The sequence below is a fragment of the Streptomyces sp. NPDC047886 genome (assembly GCF_043204435.1).
Classification (GTDB): domain Bacteria; phylum Actinomycetota; class Actinomycetes; order Streptomycetales; family Streptomycetaceae; genus Streptomyces.
The window spans coordinates 955,255-977,602 of record NZ_JBIDCF010000001.1 but is presented as its reverse complement, the minus strand read 5'-3'; the positions used below and the strand labels follow the sequence as shown (position 1 = coordinate 977,602).

The window sequence follows — 22,348 nt, the reverse complement described above, 5'->3', positions numbered from 1 at the left end:
GTCGCCCGTTCGCGTCGTTCGGGACGGCACAGCGTCCGGCCCCGTGCCACGCTTCCGGCGAGAGGATCATCCCGGAGCGCCGAGCGAGGAGCGTCACGATGAAGGACAGCCGCGCACCGATTCGCCGCGTGGCGGTGTCCGCCGCCGCGACGCTGGCCGCACTGACCCTGACCGCGTGCGGCGGCGACGGCGACAACGGGGCGACGGAGAGCTCCCCGCGGGCCACCGCCTCGCCCGAGGCGGCCGACGGCAGGCACAACGCGGCCGACGTGACCTTCGCGCAGAGCATGATCGTGCACCACCGCCAGGCCGTCGCCATGTCCGACATGGCCGCCGATCACGGTGCATCCGCTCAGGTCGAGGCACTGGCCGAGAAGATCAAGAAGGCGCAGGAGCCGGAGATCACGACCATGTCGGGCTGGCTGAGGTCCTGGGGCGAGGACGTGCCGGAGGGCATGGAGACGGACGGCATGGACCACGGCATGGACAGCTCGCCCATGCCCGGGATGATGGGCGACGAGCAGATGGAGGCGCTGCGGGGCACCTCGGGCGCGGCGTTCGACACCATGTTCCTGACCATGATGATCCAGCACCACAAGGGCGCGATCGCGATGGCGGAGACCGAGAGGAAGCAGGGCGCCTACGGGCCCGCCAAGCAGCTCGCGGACGAGGTCGTCGCCACCCAGCGCGCCGAGGTCACGCAGATGGAGAAGATGCTGCGGGGCGAGGACTGACGGCTCCCGGCCGCCTGCCGTCGGGCAACCCGGTCTCCGGGGCACCGCGAACGCGGGCGGCCGGACCCAGTCAATTGGCGTAGGGGCGATCACGCAGCGCACGAGTCCGTCTGCACGGGGCAGTCGGCGACGCTGCCGTAGCGAGCTATCATCTAAGTAAGATTCAATCTACGTAATATTGGAACTGCTTTTAGCGGGGGCGGGGCGCCGATGGAGTTCAGGGGCAGGACGGCCGATCTGGATCTGCTGGCTCGACAGCTGGGCGTGGTGCTCGAGGGCGTGGCGGCCACCCGTGGGCGGTCCGTGATCATGACGGGGCGGCGCCGGGTGGGGAAGTCTCGCCTGGTGCAGGAGTTCTGTGACCGGTCCGCGGTTCCGTACGCGGTCTTCCAGGCGACCCGGGGCCGCAACGCCGTGGCCGAGCGGGCGGACTTCATCGCGGCGCTCGCGCAGTCCGCCCTGCCCGGGGCGGAGCTGGTGGCCGGATTGCAGGCCGTGGACTGGAACCAGGCGCTACGCGCGCTGGCCGTCGCGGTGCCGGACGACGCGCCGAGCATCGCGGTGATCGACGAAGTGCCGTGGCTGGTGGAGCAGGACGCGGAGTTCGAAGGGGCGCTGCAGACGGTCTGGGACCGCCATCTGTCCGCCAAGCCGGTTCTGCTCGTCCTGGTCGGCAGCGACATGTCGGTGATGGAGGCGCTGCAGTCCTACGGGCGTCCGTTCTTCGGGCGGGCGGCGAAGATGACCGTTCAGCCGCTGCACCTGGCCGATGTACAGGCGATGACCGGCCTGGGCGCGGCGGAGGCTGTGGACGCATTGCTGATCACAGGGGGCTTCCCGGAGATTGTCCAGTCGTGGCGGCCGGGCATGAGCCGGACCGACTTCCTGCGTGAGGCGGTGGCCAACCCTCTGTCGCCGCTGTTGATGGCGGGTGAGTTGTCGCTGCTGGGGGAGTTTCCCGAGGCCTCGCATGCGCGGGCGGTGCTGGAGGCGGTGGGCAGCGGCGAAAGGACCTTCTCCACCATCGCGGCCCAAGCCGGAGGCTCGGGGGCGCTGCCTTCGGGCACGCTGTCCCCGCTGCTGAACACCCTGCAGGCCAAGCGGGTTCTCACGGCCGACGTGCCGGTGTCCGCGAAGGCGGACACCAAGAACAAGCGCTACCGCATCGCCGACCCCTACCTCCGGTTCTGGCTGGCCTTCCTGCAGCGGGGGATCCCGCTCATCGAGCGCGGTCGGGGTGATCTGGCCCTGGAGCGCATCGAGCGCTCGTGGACGACCTGGCGGGGGCGTGCGGTCGAGCCGGTCGTCCGGGAATCCCTGCTGCGGCTGTTGCCCGACGAGCGATGGCCGGAGACAGAGGCGGTCGGAGGCTGGTGGAACCGCCAGAACAACCCTGAGATCGACCTGGTCGGCGCCGATCGTGGACCAGTGGCGGGTGCGGTGCACTTCGTCGGTTCCGTCAAGTGGCTCGAGTCCCAGACGTTCGGCCGACGCGAATACGATGCCCTGGCACGAGACGTGATCGCGGTGCCCGGCGCCGGGCGGGACACCCCGCTGGTCGCGGTGTCCCGCAGCGGTGTGGCCGGCGAGCTGCCTCTCGCGGCTCATTGGGGGCCTGAAGACTTGGTGCGCGCCTGGCAGTAGCTCCCGCGTACGACGCCCCGCTTGCCGCGCTGAGCGCGGCCACCGTCCCTGATCTCGCCCCGGATCGGAAAGCGGGCGGCGACGGTCGCGGGGGCCGTTGACCAGCCCACAAGTAAGCGCCCCCGGCAGGACTCGAACCTGCGGCCAAGCGCTTAGAAGGCGCCTGCTCTATCCACTGAGCTACGGGGGCCGGTGGTGGCCGTGTGGCCTGGAGCCCCGGGTGGGTGGTCCGTGACCTCGCCGGGGACAAGGATAGGGCTCCGATCGCCTTGGCCCGGTCGCTTCACCTGCGTGGCACGATGTGGAGGTTCGGTGAAGCGAAACCGATAATCGCAGGCAGGTGCGATTTCCGCAGTGCTTTTCGCGCCCTCCCGGCCCGGGTGTTGTGCACTCGTTATGCCTGCGCCCCACTCATCCCGTGTGTCCCTTGTGTCTAGTCGGCGCGCAGGGGTTGGCTATAAGCTTCAAAAAGGTCACGAAATTGGGCATTCTTCGCATGTGGTGACCTTGGACGTACGGCCTCAGCTTCTCGACGCACTCTCCGCCCTGCGCGACAGTGTCGCCGCTGTGCGTCTCCCACTCCCGCTGCCAGGCGCGCCACGCGCGCGGCAGACACGGGCCGAGCTGCTCGCACAGCTCGACGACTACCTGGTGCCCCGGCTCAAGGAGCCGGAAGCGCCGATCCTCGCCGTCATCGGGGGATCCACCGGGGCGGGGAAGTCCACACTCGTCAACTCCCTTGTGGGGCGCCGCGTCAGCGAGGCCGGGGTGCTCAGACCCACCACCCGTACCCCCGTCCTCGTCTGCCACCCGGACGATCACCACTGGTTCGCCGGGACGCGCGTCCTGCCGCAGCTGACCCGCGTGTGGGGCCGCCACGAGGAAGGCGAGGACGGCGTCGACGAGGCCGCCGAGGGCCGCTCCCTGCGGGTCGAGACCGCCGACACCCTGCCGCGCGGGCTCGCCCTGCTCGACGCGCCCGACATCGACTCGCTCGTGGTCAGGAGCCGGGAGCTCGCCGCCGAGCTGATCTGTGCCGCCGACATCTGGGTGATGGTCACCACCGCGTCGCGGTACGCCGACGCCGTTCCGTGGCACCTGCTGCGTACGGCCAAGGAGTACGACGCCATGCTCGTCACCGTCCTCGACCGGGTACCGCACCAGGTCATCGGCGACGTCTCCCGGCAGTACACGGCGCTCCTCGACCGGGCCGGGCTCGGCCACGTGCCCCGGTTCACGATCCCCGAGCTGCCCGAGTCGACGGGCGGCGGCAACGGCCTGCTGCCCGATACCGCCGTCGCCCCCCTCCGGGACTGGCTGGCCCACCACGCCGTGGACCCGGCCGCCCGGCGGCAGGCCGTGGGGCGCACAGCCAACGGGGTCATCGACTCCCTCCGCGCCCGCATGCCGGAGCTGGCCGGGGCGGTCGCCGCCCAGCACGCCGCGGCGCTCCGGCTCACAGGCGCCGTCGAACTCGCCTACGACGAGCAGAGCGGCCGGGTCCGCCGGGAGCTCCGGCGGGGCGCCGTCCTGGCCGGGGACGCCCGCGCCCGCTGGCGCAGCTACCCCCGCGACTGCACCGCCACCGAACTGCTCGACGCCCTCACCGAGTCGCTGACCGCCCTCCTCCAGTGCGCCGTGGCGGCCGCCGACGAGCACGTGGAGGAGGCGTGGCGGCGCGAACCCGCCGCCGACGCGGTCCACGGGTCACACGTCCGCACCGACCGGGAGGCGGGCGAGCGCATCGGCATGGCCGCCCGCCGCTGGCGCCGGGTCCTGGAGGAGGTCGCGGACGACGAGGTACGGCGTACGGAGCGCACCGCCGCCCCCGACAGCGAGACCGTCGCGGCGCTTCTGGCGGTCGCCCTGCTCGGCGGCCGGCGGGCCAGGGGTGCGGGGGAGCGGCTCGCCGAGCTGATCGGTGCTCAGGGCGCCCTGCGCCTCCGGGACAAGGGCGCCGAACTCGTCACCACGTACATCGCCCGTGTCCTGAACGAGGAGCGTGACCGGCGCCTGGCGCCGATCGACGCCCTCGGTGTCACCCCTGAGCCGCAGGCCTCGCTGATCGCCGCACTGTCCGTACTGCAGAAGGAGAGGTGACGGCGGTGAGCGCCGTGGAGGAACGCTGGGAGGACGGGATCATCGCCCGCCGTGCGAACGAACGGCCGGTGTACGACGACGAGGCGACCGAGGCCAGGTCGGGCACGGGCACGCGCGGTCAGGAGAGCCCGGCCGGCGCGGAACGCGCCGGGCAAGGACGCGGAGCCGGGGGCGCGGGAGACGGAGACGGCGCGGGAGAGGGAGGTGGCGCGGGAGACGGTGCGGGAGCCGGAGGGAGCACGGGAGCGGCAGGGGGCGCCGGAGACGCAGGAGGTGCCGGAGGCGGAGGCGGAGGGGACACGGGCGATATGGACGGTGTCGAGAACTCCGGGGCCCGGGGCGCCTCCCGGTACCGCACCGGCTCCACGGGCTCGCCCGGCTCCACGGGCTCTAGGGGTTCCACGGGCTCTGTCGGCTCCACGGGTTCCACGGGCTCTAGGGGCTCCACGGGCCCTGTCGGCTCCACGGGTTCCACGGGCTCTGTCGGCCCCACGGGCTCTACAGGCTCCATGGGATCCACCGGCTCCATCAGCCCTGCCGGCTCCACCGGCCCCGCTGGTTCCGGGCGCTCCGGAGGCTCCCGGGGCGGCGGGACGGGCTCAGGGGCCGACGCACAGTCGGCACACGTACCGATCGGCGGCACCTACGGGGGCGCCCTCCGGGAGCGCCTCGACGCACTGAGGGAACTTCTCGGCCTCTCCGCCACCCGTCTGGACGGCCAGACCCTCGCGGAGGCGGGCCGCCTGCTGGACGAAGCGGCGACACGGCAGCGGCTCTCCTCGCGCCACACCGTCGTCGCGATCGCGGGCGCCACCGGAAGCGGCAAGTCAACTTTGATCAACGCGCTCGCAGGGGTACCGATCTCCGAGACCGGACTGCGCAGACCCACCACCTCGGCGCCCATCGCGTGCAGCTGGTCCGAAGGCGCGGCCGGACTCCTCGACCGGCTGGCCATCCCGGGGCGGCTGCGTCGCAGGCCCCTCGCGGGCGGCGCCGGTGACGAGACCCTTCAGGGCCTGGTCCTCGTCGACCTGCCCGACCACGACTCGGCCGTCACCACCCACCGCGAACAGGTCGACCGGGTCCTGGCCCTGGTGGACGCGGTGATCTGGGTCGTGGACCCGGAGAAGTACGCGGACGCGGCGCTGCACGAACGCTATCTGCGGCCCCTCGCCGGGCACGCGGAGGTCACCTTCGTCGTGCTCAACCAGATCGACCGGCTGCCCGACGAGGCCGCGCACCAGGTGCTGGACGATCTGCGGCGGCTGCTGGACGAGGACGGCATGGCGCTCGGCGAGCACGGCGAACCGGGGGCGACCGTCATCGCCGTGTCCGCCCTCACCGGGGAGGGCGTCGGCGAACTGCGCGAACTGCTCGGCGCGTTCGTCCAGGGCCGCAACGCCGCGGCGCGGCGGCTGTCCGCCGACGTGGACGCGGCGGCCGCGCGGCTCCGCCCGGTGTACGTGGCGGACGGCCGGCCGGGCCTCGTCGAGCGGTCCCGCGAGGACTTCGGCGCACGGCTCGCGGCGGCGGTCGGCGCGACGGCGGCGGGCGAAGCGGCGGAGCGCGAGTGGCGGCGCAACGCCGGCCGCGCGTGCGGGACGCCGTGGCTGCGGCTGTGGCGCTGGTACGAGCGGCTGCGCACCCCCGGGGGCGGCGAGTCCCGGCCGGTCACGCCCGTGGAGGAGGAGCTGACCGCACGCCAGCGCGTCGAGCAGGCGGTACGGATCGTCGCCGACGAGGCGGCGGACGGGCTGCCCGCCCCGTGGGCGCAGGCGGTCCGCGAGGCGGCCGCGCGCGGCGCGCGGGGACTGCCGGAGGCGCTGGACGAACTCGCCGTGAAGGCCACCGAACCCGAGCCGGGCGCCCGCCCGCCGAGGCCCGCGTGGTGGCCGGTCGCGGTGGTGGTCCAGGCGGCCATGACCCTCCTTCAGGTCTACGGCGCGCTCTGGCTCGTCGGCCAGATCGCAGGAGTGCTGGAACCCGGGCTGCTGCCTCCGGTCCTCATCATGCTGGCCGGCATCGTCGGGGGGCCGCTGGTGGAGTGGGCGTGCGCGGTCGCGGCGCGCGGACCCGCACGGCGGTACGGGCAGGAGACGGAGCGCAGGCTGCGGGAGGCGGCATCGGCGTGCGGTCGCGCCCGGGTGCTCGATCCGATCGCGACGGAGCTGATGCGGTACCGGGAGGTGCGCGAGCAGTACGCGACGGTGTCGGGCCGCGTCCGCACCCCGTGACCGCCGCGCCGCCGTGACGGCCCGCACCCCTGACCGCCCGCGCCCGTGACCACCGCACCGCCACCCCCGGCCGCTGCCGCCTACCGATCGGGTGACGGAGTTGTCCACAACCGGCCGGCCGTCCACAGGCCCCAGCGGGAATCGTGCCCGCGCCCCAGCATGGAGGGGCAGACGGCGGCCGGTGCGGGACCGGCCTCGTGACGGGGAGGAGCCGGGTCATGAACGACACCATGGTGACGGTCGTGGGGAATGTCGCGACCAATGTGGAATTCCGCGAGACGGCCACGGGCGGGGTGGCGAAGTTCAGGTTCGCGGCCACGGCCCGCCGCTGGGACCGGGAAAGGGCGGCGTGGTCCGACGGGCCCACGAGTTTCTACACGGTGAGCGCGTGGCGGGCACTCGGGGCGAATCTCGCCGCGTCCGTCTCGATCGGGGAACCGCTCGTGGTGCACGGAAGGTTGCGGGTGCGCGAGGAGGGCTGGGAAGGCCAGCGCAGGACGTACGTGGACATCGACGCGGTAGCGGTGGGTCACGACCTGACGCGTGGTACGTCGGCGTTCCGGAGGGCCGTCAGGCGGGAGCTCCGGCCGACCGACCGTCAGGAACCGGAGGAGACGGCCGAGCCCGAAGAGGCCGCCCCGCCCGCGCCCGCGCAGCCTCACGGCCCCGCCGACCAGGCAGGACGGCAGTCGCGCGCGAAACAGGCGCAGTTGGCTCCGGTTCCTTGAGCCCGCCCCTTGGGGGGTCGACCGGCGGGGGTGCGCGGCCGGTCCGCGGGTCCGGGGCGGACAACCGGAGGTGACGGTGAGTCGGCCGTCCGTAGGTCCTGAGTGAACAACCACCCCCGATCGGGGGGTTCATCGTAACGATTTTGCTTCGGAATGATTGAACGACGGCATCGTGGGGGACTCGCGGCGGCTGCATCCCTAGGATTCCCGCGTACTCACGGGGCACTTGAGTCAGCAGGCGAGGCGCTCCCCACTTGCGTACCACGCGAAAGTACCTCGCCCAGAGGGGAAATCTGTGTTTGCTGCGTTTTCTGGACAGAGGCGGAAGGGGCGTGCCACTCGCCTCGCCGCTGCGATTCTCGCTTCCGGTCTGATCGCCGGAGGTTCTATAGCGGGCGCGGCCACGGCCGCGGCGGACGACGGCCCTCAGCATCCGGGAGGGGCCTCCGCCACGCTCAAGGGGCTGACCACCTACGACAAGGCCGAGCTGCACGTCAACGGCAAGAAGCACCCGCTTCCCGCCGGCCTGTTCGAGATGGCCGTCGACGGGGGCGGCACCCTGAAGACGTACTGCATCGACATCAACAACCCGACGCAGGACAAGGCCAAGTACCTCGAGACCTCCTGGGACCAGACCTCGCTCGGCGCCAACAAGGACGCCGGGAAGATCCTCTGGATCCTGAAGAACTCCTACCCGCAGGTCGACGACCTCAAGGCGCTGGCCAAGAAGGCCGAATCCGGTGACCTGACCAAGCAGACCGCGGCCGCCGGTACGCAGGTCGCGATCTGGCGGTACTCGGACGGCGCCGACGTCAAGGCCGTCGACCCGGCCGCCGACAAGCTCGCCGACTGGCTTGAGAAGAACGCCGAGGAGATCGAGGAGCCCAAGGCCTCGATCAGTCTCGACCCGAAGGCGGTCTCCGGCCGTCCCGGCACCAAGATCGGCCCCGTCACGGTCCACACCAACGCCGCCAGCGTCACGGTGAAGCCGCTCGCCGAGGCGACCGCCGGCGGCGCCAAGGTCACGGACAAGGACGGCAAGCCCGTCACCGAGGCCAAGGACGGCACCAAGCTCTACGTCGACGTGCCGGCCGATGCCGCCGACGGCTCCGCCGAGCTGACCGTCCAGGCGACGACCTCCGTCTCCGTCGGCCGCGCGTTCGCCAGCGAGACCAAGAGCCAGACGCAGATCCTGGCCGGCTCCAGCGAGTCGACCGTCAACGCGTCGGCGACCGCCAGCTGGGCCAAGATCGGTGCCGTCCCGGCGCTCTCCGCGGAGAAGAACTGCGTCAAGGGCGGCGTGGACATCACCGCCAAGAACGAGGGCGACACGCCGTTCACCTTCGAGCTCAAGGGCCTGAAGTACACGATCGGCGCGGGCGAGTCCAAGACGGTGACCGTCCCGGTCGGCGAGGACCAGGCGTACGACTTCACGATCGACCTGCCGAACGGTGAGACCAAGACGTTCAAGGGCGTCCTGGACTGCAAGACCGCGGGCACGACGCCGCCGCCGTCGGACGACGACAAGCCGAGCTCCGAGCCCAGCCCGCAGTCGGGCGGCACCACCTCCGCCGGCACCACCGGCACGGGCGGCAGCACCGGTGACCTGGCCGAGACCGGCGCCTCCAACTCCACCCCGATGATCGCGGGCATCGCCATCGCGTTCGTCATCGCCGGTGGTGGCGCGGTGTTCTTCCTGCGCAAGAAGAAGGGCGCGGCGGCCGCCGGTCAGTGACCCGGCCACCCGAGTGACCCGGGACGCCCCGGGTGACCGGGAAGCCCCGGGTGACCGGGGATGAGCCCACCACGGGCGAGCCCGTGACAGCGGCGGCCCCGGACGTGCGTACCCACGCCGTCCGGGGCCGCCGTCTTTCCGCCCGCCTGCCCGTCCGCCCGCCCGTCCTTCCCGCCCGCCCGCAGCCGGGGCGGGGCGGGCCCGGGGCGGGCCCGGCGCCCGTCGCGCACCGCGGGTGCCAGGCCGTTTTCACCTTGGGGTGGCGGTACGGCAAGATGGGGTGTATCTGCCCTCATACGGCGGAGCCGCGAATCGACTCCTACTGATTGCCGGACGGTTTCTCTTGGCTGAGTACATCTACACGATGCGCAAGACGCGCAAGGCGCACGGCGACAAGGTCATCCTCGATGACGTGACGCTGAGCTTCCTGCCCGGCGCGAAGATCGGTGTGGTCGGCCCGAACGGCGCCGGTAAGTCCACCGTCCTCAAGATCATGGCCGGTCTGGAGCAGCCCTCCAACGGTGACGCGTTCCTCTCGCCCGGCTACAGCGTGGGCATCCTGCTCCAGGAGCCGCCGCTCAACGAGGAGAAGACCGTCCTGGAGAACGTCCAGGAGGGTGTCGCCGAGATCAAGGGCAAGCTCGACCGGTTCAACGAGATCGCCGAGCTGATGGCCACCGACTACTCGGACGCCCTCATGGAGGAGATGGGCAAGCTCCAGGAGGACCTGGACCACGCCAACGCGTGGGACCTCGACGCCCAGCTTGAGCAGGCCATGGACGCGCTCGGCTGCCCGCCCGGCGACTGGCAGGTCACCAACCTCTCCGGTGGCGAGAAGCGCCGCGTCGCGCTCTGCAAGCTGCTCCTGGAGGCCCCCGACCTGCTGCTCCTGGACGAGCCCACCAACCACCTGGACGCCGAGTCCGTGCAGTGGCTGGAGGCGCACCTCGCCAAGTACGCCGGCACCGTCGTCGCGATCACCCACGACCGGTACTTCCTCGACAACGTCGCCGAGTGGATCCTGGAGCTCGACCGCGGCCGCGCCCACCCCTACGAGGGCAACTACTCCACCTACCTGGAGAACAAGGCCGCCCGTCTGAAGGTCGAGGGCCAGAAGGACGCCAAGCGGCAGAAGCGGCTCAAGGAAGAGCTGGAGTGGGTCCGCTCCAACGCCAAGGGGCGCCAGGCGAAGTCCAAGGCCCGTCTCGCCCGGTACGAGGAGATGGCCGCCGAGGCCGACAAGATGCGGAAGCTGGACTTCGAGGAGATCCAGATCCCGCCGGGCCCGCGCCTGGGCAGCGTCGTCGTGGAGGTCGAGAACCTCAACAAGGCCTTCGGTGACAAGGTCCTCATCGACAACCTGAGCTTCACCCTGCCCCGCAACGGCATCGTCGGCGTCATCGGCCCGAACGGCGCGGGCAAGACCACGCTGTTCAAGATGATCCAGGGCCTGGAGGAGCCGGACTCCGGCACCATCCGCGTCGGCGAGACGGTCAAGATCTCCTACGTCGACCAGAGCCGCGCCAACATCGACCCCAAGAAGACGCTGTGGGCCGTCGTCTCCGACGAGCTCGACTACATCAACGTCGGCCAGGTCGAGATGCCGTCCCGCGCCTATGTGTCGGCGTTCGGCTTCAAGGGCCCGGACCAGCAGAAGCCCGCGGGCGTGCTCTCCGGCGGTGAGCGCAACCGGCTGAACCTGGCGCTGACCCTGAAGCAGGGCGGCAACCTGCTGCTCCTCGACGAGCCGACCAACGACCTCGACGTCGAGACCCTGTCGTCGCTGGAGAACGCGCTGCTGGAGTTCCCGGGCGCGGCCGTGGTCGTCTCCCACGACCGGTGGTTCCTCGACCGGGTCGCCACGCACATCCTCGCGTACGAGGGCGACTCGAAGTGGTTCTGGTTCGAGGGCAACTTCGAGTCGTACGAGAAGAACAAGATCGAGCGTCTCGGCCCGGACGCGGCCCGGCCGCACCGCGCCACCTACAAGAAGCTCACCCGGGGCTGAGGCAGTCAGTGGCTCGCCATATCTACAGCTGTCCCCTGCGCTGGTCCGACATGGACGCCTTCGGGCACGTCAACAACGTGGTCTTCCTCCGCTATCTGGAGGAGGCCCGCATCGACTTCATGTTCCGGCTGGCGCCGGGGGACGGTTCCCCGTCCTTCTCCGGCGGCTCGGTCGTCGCCCGGCACGAGATCGACTACGTACGGCCGCTCGTCCACCGGCACGAGCCGGTGACCGTCGAGTCCTGGGTCACCAAGATCGGCGCGGCGTCGCTGACGATCGCGTACGAGATCAAGGACCCCGACCAGGTGTACGTCCGGGCGTCGACGGTCGTCGTGCCGTTCGACCTCGCCGCGCAGCGCCCGCGCCGCATCAGCGCCGAGGAGCGGTCGTTCCTGGAGGAGTACGTGGACGACGGCATGCGCGCCGACACCCGCGCGAAGGCCGGCACGACGGGCCGCCCGGAGGGTAGTGCCGCGGCATGATGGCCACGGCGCCGCTCCACTTCGCCGACGCCAGGGAGGCGGCGGGTATCGCCGCCTTCCTGACCAGGCTGCTCCGCTACGACAAGGCCGCCGCGGTCCGCCTCCAGGCGGGCGGCGGCGCCCTCGCCGTCTTCGGCCGGCCGCCGTCCTTCGAGGTGCTGGCCATCCGCACGGCCGCGCTGCTGGACGACACGCCGTTCGACCTCACCGTCTCCGCCGGTGAGCTCCTGGAGGGCATCGAGGAGTCGGCGGGCAAGGCGATCCTGCCGGCCCCCGTCACCGGACCGCCCTGGTCCGGGGTGCTGCCGCCGCGCGGCGGCTGGCACGAGGTGCCCGGCCTGCCCGACGCCGCCGGGCTGCGCGGCGCGGTCGCCGCCGCCGTCGCCGAGTTCCGCGCCCGGGACGCCGCCCTGCCCGACGATGGCCGCACCCGCGCGGAGCGAGACCGTATCGGCCGGGACATCTGGTCGAGGACGATCGGGACGACCGGGCTGCCCCTGCGCGCGGTCCACGCCGCCCAGTCGCTGGGCTTCCTGCCGCCTCGCGGCGCCGTACCGCACGAGCTGCCCGTGACGCTGCTGGGCGCGGGTCCGTGGCTGCGGCTGCGCACCCCGTTCGGTTCCGTCGCCGTACGGACGGCGGGCCTCGGGTCCGGCCTCGGCGACCTGGGCGTCACCCCCGTCTGACGCCGCCGCCCGGCCCGTACCGGATCAGTCGGCCGTGTTCACCATCGACGCGGCCGCGTACGTCAGGTACTTCCACAGCTGCTGCTCGTGCTCCTCCGCGAGACCGAGCCCGTCCAGCGCCGCCCGCATGTGCCGGAGCCACGCGTCGTGCGCCGCCCGGTCGACGGTGAAGGGCGCGTGGCGCATCCGCAGCCGGGGGTGGCCGCGGTGGTCGCTGTAGGTGCGGGGCCCGCCCCAGTACTGCATCAGGAAGAGCGCGAGCCGCTCCTCGGCCGGACCCAGGTCCTCCTCCGGGTACATCGGCCGCAGCAGCGGGTCACCGGCGACACCCTGGTAGAACAGATGGACCAGGCGCCGGAAGGTCTCCTCGCCGCCCACCTGCTCGTAGAACGTCTGCTCGGGAAGCGTGCCGCGCGGAATCTCGATCACTGAACAATCCTCGCAGAAGTCGTCTCGGTCCCGTCCATGGTCTCAGACGCCCCGACCGAGGACCCGGGCCCTAGGACCCGCCGCGCGACGCCCGCCCCGGGCGCCGTACCCGTGGACCCGCCGCGGAACGCCCGCCCGGGCCGCCGTACCCGTGGATCCGCCGAGGGACGCCCGCCCCGGGCGCCGCGCTCGCGTGTGCTGCTCGCCTCCCGCGCGTCCTCGCAGGAGAGTGGAGGTATGGCCACAGCACGAGACGATCCGTTCGAGGCGGCGGCCACCCGGGCGCGGCACCGGCTGGTGCGGCGGATCGCCGCGCTCGGCGCGCTGGACGACCCCGCCTGGCGGGCGGCGTTCGAGGAGATCCCCCGCCATCTGTTCGTACCGTCCTACTACGTGGGCGTCCTGGGCGGCTACGAACTGCGCCGCCAGGACGACCCGGACGCCCGGCGGCGGGCGCTGTGGCTGGAGGGGGCTTACGAGGACCGGCCGCTCGGCACGCGCGTACGGGACGGGGACATGGTCTCCACCGCGAGCCAGCCGTCGCTGATGGCCTCCATGCTGGACGCCCTGGCCGTACGGGACGGCCACCGCGTCCTGGAGATCGGCACCGGCACCGGCTACAACGCCGCCCTCCTCGGGCACCGGCTGGGCGACGACCTGGTGACCACCATCGACCTGGACGCGGACATCACGCGGGACGCGGAGGCCCATCTCGCGGCGGCGGGCAGGCACCCGGTCGTCGTGACCGGCGACGGGGCGCACGGCTGTCCGGCTCGCGCGCCGTTCGACCGGATCATCGCCACCTGCACGCTGCCGTCCGTACCGGTCGGGTGGCTCGGCCAGTGCCGGCCTGCCGCCCGGATCCTGGCGCCGCTGTCCACCGGGCTCATCGCCCTGGACGTACGGGACGCCGATCACGCGGAGGGCCGCTTCCTGGGCACCGCTGTCTGCTTCGTACCGCTGCGCGGCGACGCCCCGCCCGGACCCGTCGTCCACACGGGAGGGCTGCCCCGGCACGCGATCGACGAGGAGCCGTTCCGGTTCCTGCTGACCCTGACGGCGGGCAGCCTCGACCCGCGCGAGGCCTACGCGCTCTGGCAGCGCGAGCGGCGCCCCGACCGCGAACGGTTCGGTGTGACCGTCAGCGGCGGGCGGCAGTGGGCATGGCTGGACGACCCCGAGGGGCCGTACCTCTGGCCCCTCGGGTCGCCACCGGCTAACCGCGGCGAATGGTGATGGTCGTCCAGGCGCCGACGTGCACCTGGTCGCCGTCCTTCAGCGGAACGGGCACGTAGGGCTGGATCGGGTCCTCGGCACCGTTGAGCGTGGTGCCGTTGGTGGAGTTCTGGTCGACCACGGCCCACGAGCCGTCGGGCTGCTGCACCAGCACGGCGTGCTGGTGTGAGACGCCCGGGTCCTCCGGCGGCACCGACAGGTCGATGTCCGGGGACTCGCCGGTGGAGTGCCTGCGGCGGCCGATGGTCACCTGGGTCCCGGACAGCGGGAGGTGCTGCTCGGGGGAGTAGGCGGGCAGGTTCAGCCCGGCCGCCTCCGGGCCGCTGCGCCGCATCATCGCCATGAAGTACTCGCGGTCGGGTGCGACGGACGCCGTCCACCCGGCGGGTGCCGCTGGGAAGTGCGGAGCCTCGGGCCGCTGGGGCGCCTGCGACTGGTACGGCGGCTGGGGCGCCGGGGGCGGAGGCGGGGCGGCGTGCGGCGGGGGCCCCTGGTGCGGTCCCTGGTGCGGCTGCTGGGCCTGCTGCGGCTGCTGGTGCTGCTGGGGCGGGGCAGGGGCCGGCGCGGGCGGGGGAGCGGGCGCCTGGACCGCCTGCGGGGGAGGAGCCGGGGCCGGCTGCTGCGGCGGGTGCGGCTGCGAGGGCGGCGACAGGACCCAGTCGTCACCCTCGTCGGCGGGCCGGGGCGTCAGCGGCTCGGCGGGACGGTTCACCTGTGACGGACGCGAGCCCTGGTACTCGTACGGGTCCGGCGGCCGGGGCGTGTGCGGCGCGGGCGGCGGAGGCGGGGAAGAGGGCGGGGGCGCGGACTGGAAGCCAGGCGGCAGGTTCAGACCGGGACCGGGGCCACCGGGACCGGGGCCCCCAGGACCGTGGCCGGGGCCGCCGGGGCGGAGGGACGGCGGCGGTGCCACGGGCGTGTACGAGGTCGCCGTGTTGGTGAGGAAGTTCCACCGGCACTCCTCGCAGAACGGCGCCATGGCCTCGCGCGGCGTACGGCACTGCGGGCAGAGCTCCGCCTGCTGTGTGGCGTTCGGGTCACCGACCGCCGGGCCGGGATAGTCGTAGCCGGGCGCGGGCGGCGGGGGGCCCGGCGCGGGCGGCGGGGGAGGGGGAGGCGGCGGAACGGCACCCGCAGGCGCGCCCGCCCCGCCGGCCATGCGATGGCCGCAGACCTCGCACCAGTCGTCGGAACCCGACTGGTGTCCGTTCGGGCAGGTCGGCATGTCGGCGCTTCCCCCTCTCCTCGTCGGCCGGCGTCGCGACCGGCGTACTCGTCGTTACGACCTGTTCTTCACGCGAACGGTCTTCGTGGAGCGCGTTTCGAGGGTCATCTCGTCGGCCTCCGCGACCTTCGCCTTCAGTCGCACAGTACCTGTCGCCGCGTCGACCACGTCCACCACCTTCGAAAGGAGTTTCGCGGTATCCGCGTTCCCGGAGGCGGCCGCCAGCTGGACGGCACGGCCCAATCTGGCCGTCGCGCCGTCGAAATCACCCGACTTGCGCGCTTCCAGCCCCTGCTGGATGACATAGGCGAGTTCGGCCTGGCCCGTGTAGTGCGCCACTTGGGGGTTGATGGCGGTCGACGCGGCCATGTCGTCCGTCCACACCGCCCGTACGAGTCCCTGGGACAGCGCGCGGGGCGCGCCGCCCGCCGGGTCGGGGAGCATCAGCGAGACCCTGGCCGCCAGCATCTCCTGGCCGACTCCGGCGTGCGGCACCCGTACGCACACGTGGTAGTCGCGGGACTCGTCGCCCCATGAACCGGTGGGGTAGTCACCGGCTCTCGGCCCCGCCTCCGTGCGGCGGCCCGTCAGGTCCTCCACCGTCGGCGCGACCTGCTTCACGAACAGGACCTCCGCGCCGACCGGTGTCCACAGCCGCAGCGCGACGTCCGCCACCTCCTTGCCCATGGCGTTCTCCATCATGCGCGTGAAGTCGGCGGCGAGGCCGGACGGATCGGCGACGATGTCGGCCGTGCCGAGCAGCGCCGACGCGATACCGGTCACCTCCTTCACCTCCCAGTCGGTGCCCACGCCCCGGGCGTCACAGGTGAACCGGCCGGCACAGGAATCGAGAGCGGCCCGCAGATCCGCCGGGGACTCGTGCTCGTTGCGGCCGTCGGTGAGCAGGATGCCGTGCCGGATCGGGGTGTTCGCGGAGGCCAGCAGCCGGTCGGCCAGCCGCAGCCAGGTGCCGATCGCCGTGCCGCCGCCCGGGCCCAGCTTCCGCAGTGCCTCCTTCGCCCCGGCCCGCGTACGGGCGTCGGCGGTGGCGAGCCGGCCGTCCCCCGGGTACACCTCCGTCGCGACATGGGTGCCCGCGACCACCGCGAAGGCGACGCCGTCGCGCAGCGTGTCGATCGCCGCGGCCGTGGCGTCCCGGGCGTTGCGCATCTTCGTCGGCGGGTAGTCCATCGAACCGGAGCAGTCCACCATGATCACCACGGCCGCGCCCGGCGCCTGCCCGGGCACGGCCGCGGGCGACGCCGCCGCGACCGTCAGAGGCGTCCCGCCGGTGCTGCCGCCACCGGTCGAGGCGACCGTGACGATGGCGTTCACCTCGCGCCCGCCCTCGGGCAGGTACTCGTTCTGGTACACGTCCACCGAGAACTGCGGCACGTTCGACTTGGAGAAGTTCGCCATCCGATCGGCTCCTCAGCACGTCACGAGTAGGGGGAGGTGCGGGGCGGCGCTCAGGCCGTCGGGGGTTGCCGGCCGTAGGCCGATCCTGCCCCCGCCGCGTCCATGGCGAACGGGACCACCGCCACCGTTACGTTGTCGTGCCCGCCGCCGTCGAGCGCGTGCCCGACCAGTACCCGCGCACCGTGCAGCGGCCTCCCGGCGGCGTCCGCCGGCACCACCCGCGCCATGTCCTCCGCCGCCTCGGCGTAGTTCCACAGACCGTCCGTGCACACCACGACCACACCCGGCCGGTCCGGCTTGAACGCGGCGGTGTGCGGCTCCAGTTCGTACGCGTCGGCCCCCAGCCAGCCGGTGATCGCGTGGGCGCGCTCGTCCGCGTACGCCTCCGCCTCGTTCAGCAGCCCCGCCGCGACCATCTGCGCCGCCCACGAGTCGTCCTCGGTGAGCCGCGCGGGCGGGCCGCCCCGGTCGTCGGGCACCCAGTAGGCGCGGCTGTCGCCGACCCAGCCGACCACCAGCAGGCCGCCGGCCACGACCGCGCCGACCAGCGTGCACGCGGGCGCGTTGCGGTGGCGGTGCGCGTCCTGCTCCCGCGCCTCCTCGTCGTCAGCGGCGAGGGCGTTGACCGCGTCGGCCGCCGCGACGATGGCGTCGTGCATCGCCTGCTGCGGGTGCGTGCCGCGCGGCAGCGAGTCCAGCAGCGACTCGTTGGCCGCGCCGGCGGCCGCCGCCGACGCCTCGTCGGGGCGGGTCGCCGATGAGACGCCGTCGCAGACGATCGCCACGACGGCCGGTGACCCGTCGGGGAGGGCGGTCGCCGACAGCGCGAACGCGTCCTCGTTGCGGTGGTGGCGCAGCCCCCGGTCGCTGACGGCGGCGACGCCGCCGAGTTCCTCCTCGATGTGGTCGCGCTCGCGGGGCTGGGCGTGGCCGCAGTTCTCGCAGTACCCGTCGGGGTCGACATGGCCGGAACGGCACGCCACGCACACCTTGGTCCCGGGAGCCGGGGCCGCCGGGGCGGGTACGGGTACGGGCGCGGGCGGCCGTTCGGCGACACGCGGATCCGGCGCGGCCAGCTCGAAGTCGCCGCCGTCCGCGGCGGGCACACCGTCGTGCCGTACGGCCGGCGGCTCCGTGGGGACGGGCGGTGCCGCCGGAGGTGCCGCCGGGGGAGGCGTCGGGGCGTTCGGGGCGGGAGGTGGCACGGGGGGTACGGGTGGCAGGGGAGGTGCGGGAGGTGCGGGAGGTGCGGGAGGCGCAGGCGGCAGTTCCTTGCCGCCCGAGTCCGTGCCCGGAACGTCCCCGGACCGCTGTGCGGCGACCGGTCCGCCCTCGGCCGCGGTCGGCCACGCGACGCCCGCCACCGGCGCGCCCGCGACCGGCGCGCCCGCCACGGGCGGAGCCGCTCCGGGCGGAGCCACGGGGGGCGGGGCAGCGCCCGCCACGGGCGCGGCGCGCGGCGTGCCGAGGGCCACCGTCGGGCGGTCCGGCTCGCGCGGCGGTTCAGGTACGGCCGACAGGTCGTAGCCGCATGCGCCGCAGAACCGGTCGGCCGGTTCCAGCGGCTCCGCGCAGCCGGGGCACGAAGGCCCGGCGGTCGGCTGGTGCATCTGCGCCATCAATCACACCCACGTCCGGGGGCGGAAGCGGTTGGCCCGCTCCACCAGCTCGATCCTCTCATCGCCGCGCTGAGCGAGCCGGGCGAGCACTCGGTACGAGCGCTCAAGGCCGAAGCGCAGTCCGCGCTCGTCCAGTTCGCTGCCCAGCAGCGACGTCCGTACGGGTTCCCCGCCGGGGCTGCCGGAGAGAACCCAGTCCAGTGCGCTACCCAGTACCTCGGCCGCCAGTCGCTCGCGGCGCACCGCGTCCAGGCCGAACCGGCCGAGCGCCTCCACCTGACCGGCGGCCGCCCTCAGGTCCCCGAGCAGCGGATCCGTCGCCGCACGCTGCCGCAGCCTGGCCCGTACGGCGGCGACCCGCGCGGCCGTGTAGTGGATCGACGCCTCCGGTACGGACTCCAGCGCGTGGACGGCGCCCGCCCGGTCGCCCGCGGCCAGCCGCACCCGGGCAAGACCGAACGCGGCGCTCACGAAGCTCGGGTCGGTCGCCCACACGAGGCGGTAGTACTCGGCGGCGTTGTCCAACTGGCCCAGCACCTCGGCGCAGACCGCCAGGGCGAGCTTGGGCGCCGGTTCGCCGGGGAACGCGTCGTACACCGCGTCGAAGGAGAGCGCGGCGTTCGCGTGGTCGCCGCTCGCCAGGGCGACGATCCCCCGGTACCAGATCACCCGCCAGTCGTCGGGGTACCGCTGCTCCAGCGCCTCCATGGTCGTGGTCGCGGCGACCGTGTCGCCCGTCTCCAGCCGGGCGCGCAGCTCACGCAGCCGGAGCTCGGGGGAGCTCGCCGGCGCGGTGTGCAGTGCGGCGATCAGCTCGGCAGGCGCGGACGCCGTGAGCCCGGCCAGGAAACCGGCGTTGGGGTCGGCCGGGTCGACATGGGGCACCGGCAGCGCGAGCGCCGTGGCGCGGACGTCCGGCGCGGCGAGCATCGGCCCGGCGAGCGGGGGCGCGGCCGGCGTCGGCCCGGCGAGCGAAGGCGCCGCGAGCGACGGCATACCGGCCGCACCCGCCACACCGGCCGCACCCGCCACACCGGCCGCACCGGCCGCACTCGGCACACCGGCCGCACCCGCCACACCGAACCCGCCCGGCCCCGTACCAGGCGATCCGGCCGTCCGAGGACCCGGCACCGCCGCCCGGCCCGCCGTCGCCCCGGCCTGCGCCGTCCCGCCCACCGCCGCCCCGGCCGCCGCCGTCCCGCGCCCGAACAGCCCGGCGCCACGCCGTGGCACGTCCCGCAGGCCCAGCCGCGACACCTCCCCGGACGGCTCGGCGAACAGCACGGTGTCCGGCACCCGCGTCTCGGAGCCGAACAGCGGCGACAGCGCCGGGCGCGGCTGCCCCGACTGCAGCGCCACGACCTCCCGCAGCACGCCCGTCAGCTGCTCGGCCATCTCCTGCGCGGAGGCGAACCGGCGCGCCGGGTCCGGGTCCGTCGCCCGGACCAGCAGCCGGTAGAACGACTCGTACCGCTGGAACACCTCGATGTGCTCCGGGTCGGGCAGCGAGTCGACGAACACGTTCGTGTAGCCCTGGAAGTCGAACGTCAGCACCGCCAGCGTCCGCGCGACCGTGTACAGGTCCGAGGCGACCGACGGGCCGAGTTCGACGATCTCCGGCGACTGGTAGCCGACCGTGCCGTAGATGGCCGACTCGTCGTCGTCCATCCTGCGGACCGCGCCCATGTCGATCAGCTTGAGCTGGTCCTCGGTCTGGATCGCGTTGTCGACCTTGAAGTCGCAGTACAGCAGGTTGCGGCTGTGCAGATGACCGAGCGCCTCCAGCGCCTCGATGCCGTACGCGCACGCCTGCTCCACCGGCAGCGGATCGCGCCGCCCGTCGAGGCCGCGCCGCTCGTTCGCGATCTCCTTCAGCGACTTGCCGCCGACGTACTCCATGACGATGTAGCCGTCCAGCGAACCCGTCCGCTGGTCGAGGTGTTCCACGAAGTTGTAGATCCGCACGATGTTGGAGTGCTCGATCTCGGCGAGGAACCGCCGCTCCGAGATCGCCGCCGCCATCGCGTCCTGGTCGCCCGTGTCCAGCAGGCCCTTGAGGACCACCCACCGGTCGGAGACCGCGTGGTCGACGGCGAGGTAGATCCAGCCGAGCCCGCCATGCGCGAGACAGCCCGCCACCTCGTACTGGCCGTGCACGATGTCGCCCCGGCGCAGCTTCGGCACGAACGAGTACGGGTGCCCGCACTTCGTGCAGAAACCCTCCGTACGCCCCGGCCTGCCACCGCGTGCCCGACCGACCGGCGCACCGCAGTCGGAGCGCGAGCAGAATCGCTTCCGCTCGGGAACCTCGGGCTTCTCCATCACCGCCGAGCGCGGGTCGGGACGCGGCACCTCCGGCACGGTGACCAGACCCGCGCCCAGCCGGTTCCGGCCCGACTGGCCCGTGGACGGCCCGGAGCTGCGCACCGAGACCGATCGGGACGTCGCCGCGCCCGACAGGGACCGGGACAGCCGGCCGGACACCGAGCGCCGGGACGTGGACGACCGCGACGAGGCCCGCCCGGAACCCCGCGACGACCGCGCCGAGCCGCCCGAAGCCCCGCCCGAAGCCCCGCCCGAAGCGCCACCCGAAGCCCCGCCCGACGCTCCGCTCGCCGACGAGGGGCCGGAGCCGGCCCGCGCGCCCGCCGCGACACCCGTCGGCGGCGACGACAGCAGTCCGCGCGGCGCGACGACCGGGGCGAGCCCGCACTGGTCGCAGTACAGCTCGCCGCCGCCCACGTCCTCGTACGAGCCCTCGCAGCCGGGGCGCTGGCACCGGTTCATCGACTCCCCCTACGGTCCTCGGGTCCGGACAGCAACTCCGTGGCCGCCCGCTGGTAGCGCAGCACGGCCTGTTCGGCGACGCGCAGGTCGCACGGCGCGCTCCACAGCATCCGGCGCGCCGCGTCGTACCGCTCGATCAGCAGCGGGTCCTCCGCCATGCCGTGCCGGGACACCTTCGCCCGGTACGCGTCGAGGCGGCCGCGCAGCTCGGCCCGGACCGCGAGCGGCGCCGTGACCGCCGTCAACTGCTCACGCGCCCGCAGCAGTTCCTCCTCGGCCTCCCGCTCCAGCGCCTCCAGCAGCGGCGACAGCCGGTGCCACCGGGCGTGCCTCCGGTACTCGGCCGCCGTCGCCAGCCGCTCCTGGAGAGCGGTCGGCGGGCCGCTCACCACGGGCACCTCCGACGCGGCGATCTTGGCCAGGACCTCGCCGCGCGCCGTACGGGCCTCGGCGAGCGTCCGGTCGGCCCGCGACAGCACGTCCCGCAGCCGCAGCAGCCGGGCCTCGGAGTCCTGCCGTACCTGCAGGACCGCCTCGATCTCCCGGCGCACGTCCTCCAGGGCCCGCGCCGCCCGGTCGTACCGGTCGGTGTCGGGCCGGCCGCCACCGGGCGCCGAACTGCCCGCGGCGGGACGCCAGAACGCCAGCGGATCCGTCACGACCTGGGTGCGCAGCGTCGCCAGCTCCTCGGTGACGGCCTCCAGTTCGTCGCCCGCCGGGTGCTCCCCCGGCCGTACGCCCACGGAGTGCGCCAGTGACCGGGTGCGGTTCAGCTCCGCCGCCAGGAGGTCTATCCGGGCGGGCAGCGCCGACCACACGGCGTCCGCCGTCACCACCATGTCCAGCGAGGCCGCGTACAGCTCGTTCATCCGCGCGACCAGCCGCTCCAGCGTGAACCGCTCCGCCAGCGCCGCGCCGGAGACCGCCTGCACGGCGGCGCCGGAGATCGTGACGCTCTCGCCGCGCAGCCGGTCGGTCAACTCGACCAGTTCGTCCCTGCCGGGCCAGCGGCGCCGCGCGCGCACCTCCCGCACCTCGCGCAACGCGTCCGTGTACGCGTCGAAGTACGTCCACAGCAGCGCGATCGTCCGCTCGGTGTCGGCCCAGCGCTCCTTGGTTGTGCCGGTCAGCTCGGCGCCTTCGAGGAGCCTGCGGCCCGCGTGGTCCTGGAGGGCGAGCAGCGAGTCCTCGACCGCCTTGTGCTCCGCCCCCAGCCGCGCCAGCGCACGGTCCACCTCGTCCCGGTCCATCACCGGCCCGGGGGGTCCCGTGACGCCCATCG

16 protein-coding genes and 1 tRNA gene are annotated in these 22,348 nt (G+C 73.4%); 10 read left to right on the top strand and 7 right to left on the bottom strand.

Annotated elements, in window-relative coordinates:
* Window positions 1–98: 98 nt before the first annotated feature.
* Both ACGF5U_RS04260 and ACGF5U_RS04255 read left to right on the top strand, forming a co-directional pair.
* A complete protein-coding gene (locus ACGF5U_RS04260; protein ID WP_392712800.1) occupies window positions 99–734 on the top strand; it encodes a DUF305 domain-containing protein in 636 nt (211 codons plus the stop codon).
* 210 nt (window positions 735–944) lie between these two features.
* A complete protein-coding gene (locus ACGF5U_RS04255) occupies window positions 945–2,378 on the top strand; it encodes an ATP-binding protein (protein WP_392712799.1) in 1,434 nt (477 codons plus the stop codon).
* 117 nt (window positions 2,379–2,495) lie between these two features.
* Here the strand turns inward: ACGF5U_RS04255 and ACGF5U_RS04250 are convergent.
* A tRNA-Arg gene (locus ACGF5U_RS04250) sits at window positions 2,496–2,568 on the bottom strand.
* A gap of 317 nt (window positions 2,569–2,885) precedes the next feature.
* On the opposite strand from ACGF5U_RS04250, the gene ACGF5U_RS04245 reads away from it, so the two are divergent.
* From ACGF5U_RS04245 to ACGF5U_RS04215, 7 genes are all read left to right on the top strand, one after another.
* Window positions 2,886–4,478, top strand: a complete 1,593-nt coding sequence (locus tag ACGF5U_RS04245; protein WP_392713200.1) for a dynamin family protein — start codon at window positions 2,886–2,888, stop codon at window positions 4,476–4,478.
* Window positions 4,479–4,987: 509 nt separating this feature from the next.
* Complete coding sequence (locus tag ACGF5U_RS04240; protein WP_392712797.1) at window positions 4,988–6,712, top strand: GTPase; 1,725 nt, start codon at window positions 4,988–4,990, stop codon at window positions 6,710–6,712.
* Window positions 6,713–6,930: 218 nt separating this feature from the next.
* Window positions 6,931–7,440, top strand: coding sequence for a single-stranded DNA-binding protein (locus ACGF5U_RS04235; protein WP_392712796.1), 510 nt, complete (start codon window positions 6,931–6,933; stop codon window positions 7,438–7,440).
* 295 nt (window positions 7,441–7,735) lie between these two features.
* Window positions 7,736–9,175 (top strand): Cys-Gln thioester bond-forming surface protein, encoded by a 1,440-nt coding sequence (locus ACGF5U_RS04230; protein WP_392712795.1) that lies wholly within the window; start codon window positions 7,736–7,738, stop codon window positions 9,173–9,175.
* Window positions 9,176–9,518: 343 nt separating this feature from the next.
* Complete coding sequence (gene ettA, locus ACGF5U_RS04225; protein WP_392712794.1) at window positions 9,519–11,183, top strand: energy-dependent translational throttle protein EttA; 1,665 nt, start codon at window positions 9,519–9,521, stop codon at window positions 11,181–11,183.
* An 8-nt stretch (window positions 11,184–11,191) separates the two neighbouring features.
* Window positions 11,192–11,665, top strand: a complete 474-nt coding sequence (locus ACGF5U_RS04220) for an acyl-CoA thioesterase (RefSeq protein WP_392712793.1) — start codon at window positions 11,192–11,194, stop codon at window positions 11,663–11,665.
* On the top strand, window positions 11,662–12,351 hold the full coding sequence (locus ACGF5U_RS04215) for a hypothetical protein (RefSeq protein ID WP_392712792.1): 690 nt from the start codon (window positions 11,662–11,664) through the stop codon (window positions 12,349–12,351). Before ACGF5U_RS04220 ends, ACGF5U_RS04215 begins: the two co-directional genes overlap by 4 nt.
* A 24-nt stretch (window positions 12,352–12,375) precedes the next feature.
* Here ACGF5U_RS04215 and ACGF5U_RS04210 read toward each other — a convergent pair whose 3' ends face one another.
* Window positions 12,376–12,780 carry a globin gene (locus ACGF5U_RS04210; RefSeq protein WP_392712791.1) on the bottom strand — a complete coding sequence of 135 codons (405 nt, stop codon included), beginning with the start codon at window positions 12,778–12,780 and terminating at the stop codon, window positions 12,376–12,378.
* A gap of 237 nt (window positions 12,781–13,017) precedes the next feature.
* On the opposite strand from ACGF5U_RS04210, the gene ACGF5U_RS04205 reads away from it, so the two are divergent.
* On the top strand, window positions 13,018–14,016 hold the full coding sequence (locus tag ACGF5U_RS04205; protein WP_392712789.1) for a methyltransferase domain-containing protein: 999 nt from the start codon (window positions 13,018–13,020) through the stop codon (window positions 14,014–14,016).
* On the opposite strand, the gene ACGF5U_RS04200 is transcribed toward ACGF5U_RS04205, so the two are convergent.
* From ACGF5U_RS04200 to ACGF5U_RS04180, 5 genes are read right to left on the bottom strand one after another with little or no spacing between them, the layout of a single operon-like run.
* The gene (locus ACGF5U_RS04200; protein WP_392712787.1) at window positions 13,997–15,241 is read right to left on the bottom strand and encodes an FHA domain-containing protein; all 1,245 of its coding nucleotides are present in this window, start codon (window positions 15,239–15,241) and stop codon (window positions 13,997–13,999) included. The two genes, ACGF5U_RS04205 and ACGF5U_RS04200, sit on opposite strands and share 20 nt — an antisense overlap.
* A 54-nt stretch (window positions 15,242–15,295) precedes the next feature.
* Window positions 15,296–16,660: a VWA domain-containing protein gene (locus tag ACGF5U_RS04195; RefSeq protein ID WP_392712786.1), complete on the bottom strand. Its 1,365-nt coding sequence runs from the start codon at window positions 16,658–16,660 to the stop codon at window positions 15,296–15,298.
* A gap of 50 nt (window positions 16,661–16,710) precedes the next feature.
* Window positions 16,711–18,279 (bottom strand): protein phosphatase 2C domain-containing protein, encoded by a 1,569-nt coding sequence (locus ACGF5U_RS04190; protein ID WP_392712785.1) that lies wholly within the window; start codon window positions 18,277–18,279, stop codon window positions 16,711–16,713.
* Window positions 18,280–18,282: 3 nt separating this feature from the next.
* A complete protein-coding gene (locus ACGF5U_RS04185; RefSeq protein ID WP_392712784.1) occupies window positions 18,283–21,066 on the bottom strand; it encodes a tetratricopeptide repeat protein in 2,784 nt (927 codons plus the stop codon).
* Complete coding sequence (locus tag ACGF5U_RS04180; RefSeq protein WP_392712783.1) at window positions 21,063–22,346, bottom strand: hypothetical protein; 1,284 nt, start codon at window positions 22,344–22,346, stop codon at window positions 21,063–21,065. The genes ACGF5U_RS04185 and ACGF5U_RS04180 overlap by 4 nt, the downstream gene beginning before the upstream one ends.
* Window positions 22,347–22,348: the final 2 nt, after the last annotated feature.

Excerpts from the sequence above, each read along its gene's own strand:
- ACGF5U_RS04260 (WP_392712800.1), top strand. The coding sequence starts at position 99 with ATGAAGGACAGCCGCGCACCGATTCGCCGCGTGGCGGTGTCCGCCGCC.
- ACGF5U_RS04255 (WP_392712799.1), top strand. The coding sequence starts at position 945 with ATGGAGTTCAGGGGCAGGACGGCCGATCTGGATCTGCTGGCTCGACAG.
- ACGF5U_RS04240 (WP_392712797.1), top strand. The coding sequence starts at position 4,988 with ATGGGATCCACCGGCTCCATCAGCCCTGCCGGCTCCACCGGCCCCGCT.
- ACGF5U_RS04235 (WP_392712796.1), top strand. The coding sequence starts at position 6,931 with ATGAACGACACCATGGTGACGGTCGTGGGGAATGTCGCGACCAATGTG.
- ACGF5U_RS04215 (WP_392712792.1), top strand. The coding sequence starts at position 11,662 with ATGATGGCCACGGCGCCGCTCCACTTCGCCGACGCCAGGGAGGCGGCG.
- ACGF5U_RS04205 (WP_392712789.1), top strand. The coding sequence starts at position 13,018 with ATGGCCACAGCACGAGACGATCCGTTCGAGGCGGCGGCCACCCGGGCG.
- ACGF5U_RS04200 (WP_392712787.1), bottom strand. The coding sequence starts at position 15,241 with ATGCCGACCTGCCCGAACGGACACCAGTCGGGTTCCGACGACTGGTGC.
- ACGF5U_RS04195 (WP_392712786.1), bottom strand. The coding sequence starts at position 16,660 with ATGGCGAACTTCTCCAAGTCGAACGTGCCGCAGTTCTCGGTGGACGTG.
- ACGF5U_RS04190 (WP_392712785.1), bottom strand. The coding sequence starts at position 18,279 with ATGGCGCAGATGCACCAGCCGACCGCCGGGCCTTCGTGCCCCGGCTGC.
- ACGF5U_RS04185 (WP_392712784.1), bottom strand. The coding sequence starts at position 21,066 with ATGAACCGGTGCCAGCGCCCCGGCTGCGAGGGCTCGTACGAGGACGTG.
- ACGF5U_RS04180 (WP_392712783.1), bottom strand. The coding sequence starts at position 22,346 with ATGGGCGTCACGGGACCCCCCGGGCCGGTGATGGACCGGGACGAGGTG.